This window comes from Paenibacillus sp. oral taxon 786 str. D14, from assembly GCF_000159955.1.
GTDB lineage: Bacteria > Bacillota > Bacilli > Paenibacillales > Paenibacillaceae > Fontibacillus > Fontibacillus phoenicis.
In genome coordinates, this window is record NZ_GG695972.1 from 331,624 (window position 1) to 343,103 (window position 11,480).

Here is an 11,480-nt window from a genome sequence, read left to right on the forward strand (position 1 = left end):
GCTATTCCTCGTGCTCGAAGAGGGTGATGCCTTCGATTTGGTTGATCGTTCTGCGCAGCTCCCGGGCTTGCTCCCGGCTGATTTCGCCGTTTTCGAACATGCGGTTGACTTCCGCACGTTCGGCATCCATAACCAGCAGCCGCAGCTCTTCCTTCTGCGCTTCCGTCTTCTCGTTGAATGGATTCGCGGAGCCTTTCAACCGAGCGATGGCGCGCTTGTAATCCAGGATGACGTATTGAATGACGTTGTCGGAAGCGTCTCCTTTTTTCAACCCCTGTAAATACTCGAGTGCTGCTTGCAAGGCCTTCAGGTGGATGTCCCGCCCTACGGCCTTCATGTTGTCATCTTTGTATTTCCGTCTCGCCCGCCGGAAATCCCGTACTGTCGTACCAACCAGGAAGAAGAAGCGGGAGCTTCCGCTTTGCGACAGCTTCTCTTCACGGTGATCCAAAGCCTTCTCGAAGGTTTCATACATGACTTTGTCTATGCTGCCTTCTTGGACGGCTTGCTGGATGTAGTTGCGTTCTACCTTCAGTGCGGCCCGGTGCAGTTCGGTGATTTTCCCGATCATTTCTGGCCGATCCAGTCGCTGGGCTCCCCATTGATCCAAAGCGGGCTTAAGGAGCCGGCTATACTCATCCATAAGCTGATAGGCCGCGACCTTATTGTCCTCGTCCATGACCTCTTTGATTTTGTTTAGCGCAACGCGCAGCACGCGGGTCCGAGCTTCGTTATAATCGAGGAACGGACTGTCCTCTTCGCCTGGCGCGGCCCCTTTGCTAAGCATCGGCAATAAGATCGTGGCCGCAATCAACGTAAACAAGATGACGCCCGCTGCCAAGAACAGAATCAATGACCGTTCCGGGAACGGCCCGCCGCTTGCAACCACATAAGGGATAGACAGGACACCGGCCATCGTCACCGCGCCGCGGACCCCGGTCAAGGTGAGCAGCAGGCTGGACTTCACCGTAGGTTTATCCCCTTTGCCTTTTTTGTAATCATGAATGGCAAATAAATGCGACCAGATAAAACGAATCCCCAGGATTCCAACCCCAACAATGAGCACGTACCCAATCGCCAGCACATTGTTAATATTCGGGTTAGCGACAGTATCCTGAATCGACAACGGGATGTTCAGACCAAGCAGAAGGAAGACAACCCCGTTCAGGACGAACAGCAGCGTGGACCAAATATTTTCCGTTAACAATTGTTCCTTGGCCAGCATCGTTTCCGTCCGCTCCCGCACCAGCGAATGCACGATACCGCCGACAACAACGGCAATAACGCCGGAAGCATGCAGGAATTCCTCCGTCACGATAAAGATCAGGAACGGCGTGAGAATTTGCAGCAGCGAGTGCAGCGTGGCATCCTTAATCCCTTGTTTGAGCAGCGAGAACCGGATCCAAGCCATCATCAAGCTGAGCACTAAACCAAGCAAGGCCCCGATCACGAACATATAGGAGAAGTCATATAAAGCTTCTTTCAGAGAAAAATACCCCGTCACGACCGCCGCAACCGCGTAGTTGAAAGCGACCAAGCCGGAGGCGTCGTTGATCAACGATTCACCCCGGACCAGATTCAGCACTTTCTCCGGGATATGAATCCGCTTGGCGATACCGTTGACGGCCACCGGGTCGGTAGGGGACAGGATTGCCGCCAATGCAAATGCCGCGGCCAGCGGAATGTCAGGAATCACGGCATGGATGAGGTAGCCGCCTCCCAGCGTAGTTAACACGACGAGGACGATGGCGTTCCCGAGAATCGCCCCGCGCATATTCCATAGTTGGTCGCGAGGGAAATACCTGCCGTCGTTGTACAACAGGGGGGCTACGAATAGCAACAAAAACCATTCCGTTTCAAGCTCTAGCGAAAACTCTTTGTAGGCCAGCGCGATGAGGATCCCGAGAGCGATTTGAGTAAGTGCGGTTGGGATCATCGGGATGTAGTGGCTGATGATGTTGGAAACCACCAGACAGATGAGCAGCAAAATGACAGTAATCAGTAAATCCATGAAAGCAACGTCCTTCCGATGTGTCCGGGCACTGGGCCGATTTGGTATTGATTATAGCATATCCGAATTTCTTAAACCGAATTTAAACGGACAACTGCTTTTAACGAAAAAAAAGCTCCTCCGCAGCCGATGCGGAAGAGCAAGAAGCAGTTTCACTTAGGTAACCCCAGGTATTACAGGTCATCGAACCCGTTGTCGTCGCCGACCTTGCCGTAGTTGCGGGATTTGGCCTCGAAAAAGTCCGTTTTCGTTGCGTTCAACGCTTCGTCGGAGAACGGCTTGATCCACGGCATGCAGTTGATATCCACGCCCGCGTACGCTTTCTCCAGCCCCATTAACGTCAACCGTTTGTTGGCGATGTATTTAATGTAATCGGACAATTCGTTTAAGTCGATGCCGGGGACATTTTTTAACGTATAGTGCGCCCAGTTCGTCTCCAGTTCTACCGCCCGGTCGATCGTGCGGTATGCGTAATCGATATTTTCCTTCGTGTTTAATTCCGGATAATCGATCAGCAGTTGCTTGAACACTTCGGCGAAGAAGTAGCAGTGCTGGTTCTCATCCCGTTGGATGTACGAGATCATTTGGCTGGTGCCCATCATTTTCTGATCGCGTGCGAGGTTGTAGAAGAACGCAAACGTACTATAAAAGAAGATGCCCTCAAGAATAAGATCCGCCACCAGCGCTTCAAAAAACGATTGCGGCGTCGGTTCATCACGGAAGTTCTGATAGATGTTGGCGATAAATTTGTTGCGGTCCAGCAGCACCGGATCATGCTTCCAGTACTCGAAAATTTCTTTCTGCTCCTGCTCCGACACGATTGAGGACAGCACGTAGGAGTAGGATTGGTTATGGACCACTTCCTGTTGCCCGATGATCGCCGAGATCGCCTCCAGCGATGAGTCGGTGAAGTAGCGCTTTACATCGCCCACAAACATCGTCTGCATCGAGTCGAGCACGGCCAAGAGCGAGATGTTGATCTTGAAGGTGCGCTGCTCTTCCGGATCGAGCAGGGCGAATTGCTGCGCGTCTTTGGCCATCGGGATTTCGTCGGCGATCCAGTGGTTGAGCAGCAGCACCTTGTACAGCTTGTACATATGAGGCATGCGAATGTCGTTCCAGTTCAGGATGCCCGAGCATTCGCCGCCGATGATGCGCGTTGATTTGTTGGGGGCTTCGGTATTAAAAATCGTTTGAAGTTGCATGGGATTTCGCTCCTTAATTTGTGTTGAGTAAGTTGTACATGGAATGGGATTTGCGGGATCAGGCCGCCGGCTGAAATGTTCTTCCGATCGCTGTTGCTCGCGGATTTCTCTGGTTGGACTAGATTCAGAAGTTGTAGAAATCCGCTCACAAAGGCGAACGTCTGGCCCTGATCCCGCATGTATATATGTTCAAAAATGTGAGCGCATCCCCGCAGGGGATAGCGCCTCCGAGCACGCAGTTACGTATAAAGCGCCCCTGCTGCTCTCTCGTCTTGCACCAAAAGTAAGTGTATCCCGAAGGGACAACGCCTCATTGCACGTGGTTTCGCCAGTAACGCCCCAAAGTCGCAGTCCCCGCCTCCGCAGGAGCGCCACAGTAGAGCGGGCCCGAAGGGCGGCAAGCGGCTCATCCCGCCTGCGTCCCCCCGGGTGCGCCGAAAGCAGCAGTCCTGAGCAGCACGGTTTTCCAGGTCACCCGGGAGCGCCCAAAGTAAGACGTACCCGAAGGGGGAAAAGCGTTCCACGAGCCAACCTCAGCGAATCCCCGATAGGGGAGAGCGCGCAGGAGCGCCTCTTGCTCTCCCACGTTCTTCCCCTTTGCGGGAGACCAGAGGGCAGCAGGCCCTCGGGCGCCCTCCCTTACGGTAAGGGAGGGGTGGGGAGGGTTGAGTACCTCATGAGGCACAACTTTCGCACTCCTCAATCGTCAACGCCCGGCTCCGCACATAATACGTCGACTTCAACCCGGCCTTCCAAGCATGCAGATGCAGGTCAAGGAAGTCAGTGGCCCGGATGTCCGGCCGCACGTACAGGTTGAAGCTTTGGCCTTGGTCGACGTGGCGCTGGCGCGCGCCAGCCATTTCGATCGACCAATGCTGGTCGATCAGGAACGCGGTCTTGTAGTACCAGATCGTTTTTTCGGACAGGTCCGGTGCCGGGTTGGCGATTTTGTACGTCGTCTTCTCCTCATACGAAAGCAGCTCGTACAACGGATCGATGCTGGCGGTCGAGCCGGCGATGATCGAGGTTGATCCGTTGGGGGCGATCGCGAACATCCAGGCGTTGCGAACGCCGTTCTCGCGCACTTCCTTCTGCAGCTCACGCCATTGCTCGGTCGTCACGTATTTGCCTTCGCGCGTGCCGTCAACGTAACCGCGGGACTCGAAGTACTGCCCCGTTTCCCAGTCAGAGCCGGCAAACTTCGGATATTTGCCTTTTTCCTTGGCGAGCTCCATGCTGGATTTGATCAGCAGGTAGTTGATCTTTTCATAAAGCGCGTCGTTGTATTCAACCGCCTCCTGGGATTCCCAACGGATGCCTTCGAGCGCCAGCAGATGGTGCAGGCCAAATGTGCCAAGTCCGATCGCCCGATATTGGCTGTTCGTATACTGCGCTTGCAGCACTTCGATATTGTTGATATCGATCACGTTATCGAGCATCCGCGTCTGAATCGGCACCAGCCGCTCCAGCACGCCGGCCGGCACCGCGCGGGCCAGATGGATCGAGTTCAGGTTGCAGACGACGAAATCGCCAGGGATTTTGGACACGACGATCCGGGTTTGTCCGTCCTTCGTCACCAGTTCCTCTTGCTCGACGACGGTCGGCGATTGATTTTGCATAATCTCCGTACACAGGTTGGACGAGTAAATCATCCCATGCGCCCGGTTCGGGTTCGCCCGGTTTACCGTATCGCGATAGAACATGTAGGGCGTGCCGGTCTCCAGCTGCGATTTCATGATTCGCTTCATGATATCGATCGCCGGCATCGTGATGCGCGACAGGGTAGGGTGGGCAACGGCTTCGGCGTATTTTTCACGGAAGCTGCCTTTCCCAAGCTCCTCATCATAGAAATCCTCCAGCCCCAATGGGCGGCCGTTCTCATCCTTCCAGCCCATCGTTTTCTTCACTTCGTGCGGGCAGAACAGATGCCATTCCCCGCGGGCCTCCACCGCCTCCATGAACAGGTCAGGCAGGCACACGCCGTGGAAGACGTCATGCGCGCGCATCCGCTCGTCGCCGTTGTTCAGCTTCAGATCGAGGAAGGCAAGAATATCTTTGTGAAAAACGTCCAAATAAACCGCGATCGCACCTTTACGCGTTCCGAGCTGGTCGACGCTGACGGCGGTGTTGTTCAGCTGGCGAATCCAGGGAATCACGCCGGAGCTGGTGTTCTTGTGGCCGCGGATGTCCGAGCCGCGCGCGCGGACCTTACCGAGGTAAACGCCGATGCCGCCGCCCATTTTGCTCAAGCGGGCTACATCCGTATTGGAGTCGAAGATACCCTCAAGGGAATCGTCGACAGTATCGATGAAGCAGCTGGAGAGCTGGCCGGCTACTTTTTTACCGGCATTGGACATCGTTGGCGTCGCCGCAGTCATATAAAGGTTGCTCATCGCCCAATACGCTTCCTTCACCAGCTCCAGACGCTTCTCTTCCGGCTCCTTATGCATCAGGTACATGGCGATGACCATGTAGCGCTCCTGCGGCAGCTCCATCGTCCGTCCGTCGAAGTCGGTGGCCAGGTAACGCTCCGTCAGCGTGAGCAGGCCGATGTAGTCGAACAGCAGGTCGCAGGACGGGTCAATCGTGCGGCCCAGCTCTTCAATCTGCTCCTTCGTATAGCACTCCAGCAGCTCCTCGCGGTAAATGCCCAGCTGGCAGAGCTCGGTGATCAGGTGATAGAACGAGCCGTAAGGCTCTTCCGGGTAGGCTTTGTAGCGACGATTGACGGCCGCTTTTTTGTACAGAGAAGTGAGCAGGGAGCGGGCCGCTGCATATTTCCAATCGGGCTCATCTTTGCTGACGAGCTCCAGTGCGGACATCGTAAACGCGTTGCTAATTTCTTCACCGGTCACCACATCCCGGCGCAGCTTTGCATTGACGCCGCGCAGCAGGCGCTCTTTATCGACGTTATGTAATCCTTGCAAAATTCGGTCAGCATAGACGCCAAGGCGTGCGCTGTCAAACGCAAGCTGTCGGTTATTTGGTTTTGTCACTAGAGTAGGCATGAGATAAATCCTCACTTTCCATATATTAAGGTAGGATGAAGGCTGCAGATGGGTGGTGGTACCCCAAATCTTGAATGTTCAAATTGCAGATAATCAGTGAAAAAAGGGGCGCAATCAAGTTGCGCTCAGGATCAATAAGATCAATCAGCTAAAAAGAGAACAGGGGCTCCCATAACACGGCTTGTCCCTGCTGCAGGCTGGGTTGAATATCGATCAGCCGTTGATTGGAGCTGCCGCGATAGAGCAGGGAAGGATCGCGAAGCTCCTCAACGAACCTTCCGTCGACCAGCACCTCGCAACGCCGCAACAGTTCATATTCGGGGGAGCCGGGGCGTTCGATTAATTCTTCCAACGTATAACCGGTGTAAATCCAGATGGATATTGGCCCGGTTTCCGCCACAAGCCGGTCGATAAAACCGCAGACCTCAGCAGCGGAGAAAAAAGGATCACCGCCAAGGATCGTGAGTCCGCTGAGCAACGGATTATGTTTAATGTCATAAATAATTTCTGCTTCCCGCTCCAAAGTGAGCGGTTCCCCGTAATCGAAGCTCCAGGTTTTTGGGCTGAAGCAGCTTTTGCAATAATGGCGGCATCCGCTGATGAAGATCGCTGCTCTCAAGCCGGGCCCTTCATTAATGGATTCCGGGTAGTACCCGCAAATGTTCATGCGTCGTGTTTCACCCGGTCGCGAACCTCCGCTTGTTTAGCGGGGTTGAACCGTGTCTGGTAGTCGCCGGTCAGATAACCGGTCACCCGGCGCAAACGGCGAATATGCACTTCGCTCTCATGGCTGCCGCAGGAGGGGCAGCTTGCCCCAATGATCCCTTCAAAGCCGCAGGCCGAGCAGCGGTCGATCGGATGGTTGATGCTAAAATAGCTGACCTGCTGCTGCAGGGCGTATTGCACGATTTTGACGAATGCTTCCGGATTGTTGCGGGCATTGCCGTTAAGCTCGATATAAGAGATGGCTCCGGCGTTGCACAGCCCGTGGAATTTGGCTTCCAGCTCAATTTTTCGTGCCGCACTGATGTTGTAGTAGACCGGGATATGGAACGAATTCGTGTAATACTCGCGGTCCAAAATCCCGGGCAGCGGGCCATAGACCGCACGGTCGCGTTTGGTGAACTTGCCGGACAGCCCCTCCGCCGGGGTCGCAAACAACGTGATATTGAGATTGTGAATTTCGCTTTGGCCGTCACAATAGTCGCGCATGTAAGCGATCAGGTCGTAAGCTTTCTGATACACGGCTTCATCTTCGCCGTGATGCTTCCCGTACATCGCCTTCATGCATTCGGCCAGCCCGATGAACCCGATGGACAAGCTGCCGTGCTTCAGCAATTCGCCGACCTGATCATCCGGCGCCAGCTGCTCACCGCCTTCCCAGACGCCTTCCCGCATCATGAAATCGGAAGCCTTCGCTTTTTGGGAGGCCTGAATCGAGAAGCGATGCAGCAATCCCTCCAGGGCGATATTCATATAGTGAGTCAGCTCGCGGTAGAAGCCGCGTTCGTCGGGCTCTTTGCGGTGTCCCAACGCGATGCCGTACTTCAAGCCTAGCTTGACCAGGTTCAGCGTATTAAAGGAAAGGTTGCCTTTGCCAGACAGACGATTGCGGCCGAACCGGTCAGCCAGCACCCGGGTGCGGCAGCCCATGGTAGCGAATTCCGTATCCGGATCCGTGGGGTCGTAATACATCAGGTTGAGTGGGGCGTCCAGGTTGGCGAAATTCGGATAAAGCCGTTTGGCCGAGCATTCCGCCGCTTTCAGAAATAGGGAGTAGTTAGGTTCCCCCGGATTCTGGTTGACGCCTTGTTTACATTTAAAAATCTGAATCGGGAAAATCGGCGTTTCCCCATGGCCCAGCCCGCGCATCGTGGCCGTGAGCAGGGAGTCGATGACCAGTTGTCCTTCCGGTGAGGTACATGTGCCGTAATTGATGCTGGTGAACGGGATTTGCCCGCCGGCCCGGCTCGACATCGTATTCAGATTATGAATCAGGCTTTCGGCCGCCTGGAACGTCTCGCTTTTGGTTTCCTTGAGCGCATAGTTAAAAGCCTTGGGATACTGATCCCGCAGGTCACTGCGGCTCATCGTGATGTCGCCCAAATCAGCGTTCGCATCGCCTTCTTCAAAATAATCCAGCCCTTTGCGGAAGTACTTGGCGAACGATTTGGCTACGTACGGGACGAGATCGAAGTCCAGCTTGTTCGCGGACACACCGCCGAATTGGGAGTTTTGCTGGGATTGGAAAATGATCGCCACCAGCGCCATCGCCGTCATGATGGAAGTTGGCGGGCGTACGCTGCCGTTGCCGGTGTTGAAGCCTTTGCGCAGCAGTTTGTCAAACGGGATAAAAATACAGTTCGTTGTGCCGAGGGCGTACTGATCCAAGTCGTGAACATAAACGATGTTATCCTGAATGGCCTGTACCAAGCGAGTTGGCAGTACGAAATGGCTTGCATACCATTTGGAATACTCGCTGCCGAATTTGCTCATCTTGCCGGAGAAGCTCTCTCCATTTAAATTGGCGTTCTCGCGCAGCACCTCAAGATTGCGGCTCTGGACGATTTCCTCGCCCATCCGAATCACTTCATCCAGCAAGGTGTCCCGGCCGGTATACGTCTGGCTTACCCATGCCATAACACACTTCTCCTCCCTGTAAACCGAGCTTTGGTTCAAAATAAAAGAGCATGTCCAACCAACGAGGTAGACATGCCCGAATGCACTGCAAAAAAGTGGACAGACCAAATCAAGGCCCCAACATTTCGGCGGCAAGCGGACACCATCCCTGATCCTCGCAGGTTTTCCGTCGGTGTCTTTCAAACGGGCAGGTCTCCTGGCTTTCGGAACGTTGCTGACGCCTTCCCGCAGCTCATCAAGCATTAAGCTGTAGTGGCATATCGTCAGTCGAACGGCTGGGTCTTCAAGACGATGTAGGCGAACGCCTCGTCTTTAGTACCAAGCTACCGATTACAGTGGCGGGACCGCAGCGGACTTGCACCGCACTTCCCTTTTAAGCTCCGGCGGCTTGTCCGCCGGATCACCCGTTCACACTATATTTTGTTGCGTTGATCTAAGGATAGCCCAAGATATTGTGTTTGTAAATGGGATTTTCCCATTGAAAGCAGACTGAAAATCACGTGAAAATCTCCGGTCCGCGCAACGATGCGGAGAGTGGGGGACAGAAGAAAATTGTGAACATTTATAAATGGGACTGGAGGACTAGATCGGGTTTTACAGAGTGTGTGAGTTTTGGGGACGGTAAGGATATTAGCAGACGGGTTCGGTTGATCTTAGAGAGGAGAGTTGGTTAGAATATACCTGTAGGACGAAAACCAGCTCAGGGATTTGATTCAAACCATTACCAGGAAAGAAGGGAGCCGATTATGGCTATCGCCGAAGTTACCGTTATTCCGATCGGGACGGGGAGCACCAGCCTCAGCGCTTATGTGGCCGAGTTGCATCGGGTGTTGGAGAAGCAGAAGGGCATTACCTTTACCCTCACCTCCATGAGCACGATTATTGAAGGATCGTTAGATGATGTGTTTACTGCGATTCGCGCGATTCACGAAGCGCCGTTCCAATCCGGTGCCGGCCGCGTATCAACCTCGATCAAGATCGATGATCGCCGCGACAAAGCCAGCTCCTCCGAACAGAAGCTGCGCTCTGTGCGCGAGAAACTATAATTTCTTGAAATTGGTGCTTGCATTATTTTTAAAACTCGGTATAATAAATTTTGTTCGCTAAAAACGAACCTGCTGGTGTAGCTCAGCTGGTAGAGCAACGCATTCGTAATGCGTGGGTCGGGGGTTCGAGTCCCTTCACCAGCATCTGATATGCAAGCGTAACGCGCCCTCCGAGGTTTTCGGGGGGCGTTTTTGAATTGTTGAAGGACCTTGTTCATCTTCCGAGTGACCTCTTGCTCTTCGCTTGTTAGTTCTTCTCCGTTTCTTTGTTTTCTCCATGCGCTTAGCACTAAATTGTGACCGCAAATAGGGAGGTTTGCTGAAACCTCCCTGTTCCTTGGTGCGCTTACTCTTGCTCCATCGCATCCCTTTTTGTCCGATGCACCGTGCCAAACGGATGGTGCGGCGGGGCATAAATGACATACACCTTCAGCGGCTCGTTGCCGGTGTTGATGATGTTGTGCCACGTGCCGGCGGGAATGAAGACCGCGTCGTCTTCACGGATGTTTCGTACGAAGGTGAGGTGATCCGCTCGATCGCCCATTTGCGCAACGCCTCGACCCTCTTCCACGCGTACAAATTGGTCCGTGTTCGGATGGATCTCCAAGCCGATATCCTCACCGACCGGAATGCTCATCAAAGTGACCTGGAAATGCTTGCCCGTCCAGAGAGCGGTCCGGAAGTTCCGGTTATGCTCGGCGGCATCGCTAATATTAATCACAAACGGCTTTTGCCCGTAATCTTGAAGCGGCTGCCGGTTCCAAGCGTCGTCTTGCGAAGGAGACGGTGCGTATTCAGGATAGATCGGGCTGGGCTCGATATAGTCGGGATAGCGTGCGGGTTGAAATGCCTGCGGATATCCGTAAACGAAGTAAGGTTGAGGATAGATGTAAGGATCATACGGAGCGGCGTACGACAAGCCGGGGTACGGTCCGGGAACATAACTCATGTTTGACATAACCTCCAGTTTTTTTATCCATCATATGCCTATTCCTTGCTCCTGTGCTTGTATGAAAATGAGTCAATTCTACTGATGCATTCATCTAAGAATCTTCTTTCTCTCTTACATAGAATAGAGCATACCTTAGTAAAGGGGAGAAGATGGTATGGCAAAAACGCTTTTGGATTACAACTCGACTGTTGTGACTCCGGTGACCAATGGTGTTAACATTCCGATTCCGGTTGTAGGGGGCGTGCAGATTGCAGCAGTTTCCGTATTCCTTGATCCGGCCGATCCGGCGTCCTTGACCAACCGTGTTGAGTTGAAGGCAACGATCGGCGTTGAAGCGCTGACCGATACGCCGAATATCCTGGTGCGCATCTGGAGAGCGGGCACCGAAATCTTCTATGGGTTAGTAGAGCTGGAGGATGCTTTCAACGACTGGGGTCTCATTAGCGTGCACATGGTTGAACACGCCCCGCTCGGAGTCCAAAACTATCAGCTGATCGTAGAAAATCAGGATAACAACAGCACGGCCAGAGTCGTAGGGCCGGTTGTCTTCACGGCTACCGCTATCGGCGGATAATCTCTTGATCATCAAAAATCCCCTCACGGTGCGACCGGAGGGGA

Annotated in this window: 8 protein-coding genes, 1 tRNA gene and 1 riboswitch; of the genes, 3 read left to right on the forward strand and 6 right to left on the reverse strand. The window is 53.8% G+C overall.

The genetic code is table 11. The features are described from left to right. Position 1 precedes the first annotated feature (1 nt). From POTG_RS06480 to POTG_RS06500, 5 genes are all read right to left on the reverse strand, one after another. Positions 2–2,011 carry a Na+/H+ antiporter gene (locus tag POTG_RS06480; RefSeq protein WP_009224022.1) on the reverse strand — a complete coding sequence of 670 codons (2,010 nt, stop codon included), beginning with the start codon at positions 2,009–2,011 and terminating at the stop codon, positions 2–4. A gap of 173 nt (positions 2,012–2,184) precedes the next feature. After that, positions 2,185–3,216 carry a ribonucleotide-diphosphate reductase subunit beta gene (locus tag POTG_RS06485; RefSeq protein ID WP_009224023.1) on the reverse strand — a complete coding sequence of 344 codons (1,032 nt, stop codon included), beginning with the start codon at positions 3,214–3,216 and terminating at the stop codon, positions 2,185–2,187. A gap of 674 nt (positions 3,217–3,890) precedes the next feature. Next, positions 3,891–6,224, reverse strand: coding sequence for a ribonucleoside-diphosphate reductase subunit alpha (locus POTG_RS06490; protein ID WP_009224024.1), 2,334 nt, complete (start codon positions 6,222–6,224; stop codon positions 3,891–3,893). A 148-nt stretch (positions 6,225–6,372) separates the two neighbouring features. Next, positions 6,373–6,891: an anaerobic ribonucleoside-triphosphate reductase activating protein gene (nrdG, locus tag POTG_RS06495; protein ID WP_009224025.1), complete on the reverse strand. Its 519-nt coding sequence runs from the start codon at positions 6,889–6,891 to the stop codon at positions 6,373–6,375. Next, positions 6,888–8,804: an anaerobic ribonucleoside triphosphate reductase gene (locus tag POTG_RS06500; protein WP_430051017.1), complete on the reverse strand. Its 1,917-nt coding sequence runs from the start codon at positions 8,802–8,804 to the stop codon at positions 6,888–6,890. Before POTG_RS06500 ends, nrdG begins: the two co-directional genes overlap by 4 nt. A gap of 229 nt (positions 8,805–9,033) precedes the next feature. Beyond that, positions 9,034–9,287: riboswitch (cobalamin riboswitch) on the reverse strand. Positions 9,288–9,610: 323 nt separating this feature from the next. On the opposite strand from POTG_RS06500, the gene POTG_RS06505 reads away from it, so the two are divergent. Further along, positions 9,611–9,910 (forward strand): MTH1187 family thiamine-binding protein, encoded by a 300-nt coding sequence (locus POTG_RS06505; RefSeq protein WP_009224027.1) that lies wholly within the window; start codon positions 9,611–9,613, stop codon positions 9,908–9,910. A 71-nt stretch (positions 9,911–9,981) separates the two neighbouring features. Beyond that, positions 9,982–10,054: transfer RNA gene (locus POTG_RS06510), tRNA-Thr, on the forward strand. Between the two features lie 202 nt (positions 10,055–10,256). On the opposite strand, the gene POTG_RS06515 is transcribed toward POTG_RS06510, so the two are convergent. Beyond that, on the reverse strand, positions 10,257–10,859 hold the full coding sequence (locus tag POTG_RS06515; protein WP_009224028.1) for a cupin domain-containing protein: 603 nt from the start codon (positions 10,857–10,859) through the stop codon (positions 10,257–10,259). 157 nt (positions 10,860–11,016) lie between these two features. On the opposite strand from POTG_RS06515, the gene POTG_RS06520 reads away from it, so the two are divergent. After that, positions 11,017–11,436, forward strand: a complete 420-nt coding sequence (locus POTG_RS06520; RefSeq protein ID WP_009224029.1) for a hypothetical protein — start codon at positions 11,017–11,019, stop codon at positions 11,434–11,436. Positions 11,437–11,480: the final 44 nt, after the last annotated feature.

Bases quoted from the DNA above. Each gene is read 5' to 3' on its own strand.
- POTG_RS06505 (WP_009224027.1), top strand. From the start codon at position 9,611: ATGGCTATCGCCGAAGTTACCGTTATTCCGATCGGGACGGGGAGCACC.
- POTG_RS06490 (WP_009224024.1), bottom strand. From the start codon at position 6,224: ATGCCTACTCTAGTGACAAAACCAAATAACCGACAGCTTGCGTTTGAC.
- nrdG (WP_009224025.1), bottom strand. From the start codon at position 6,891: ATGAACATTTGCGGGTACTACCCGGAATCCATTAATGAAGGGCCCGGC.
- POTG_RS06520 (WP_009224029.1), top strand. From the start codon at position 11,017: ATGGCAAAAACGCTTTTGGATTACAACTCGACTGTTGTGACTCCGGTG.
- POTG_RS06485 (WP_009224023.1), bottom strand. From the start codon at position 3,216: ATGCAACTTCAAACGATTTTTAATACCGAAGCCCCCAACAAATCAACG.
- POTG_RS06515 (WP_009224028.1), bottom strand. From the start codon at position 10,859: ATGAGTTATGTTCCCGGACCGTACCCCGGCTTGTCGTACGCCGCTCCG.
- POTG_RS06500 (WP_430051017.1), bottom strand. From the start codon at position 8,804: ATGGGCGAGGAAATCGTCCAGAGCCGCAATCTTGAGGTGCTGCGCGAG.
- POTG_RS06480 (WP_009224022.1), bottom strand. From the start codon at position 2,011: ATGGATTTACTGATTACTGTCATTTTGCTGCTCATCTGTCTGGTGGTT.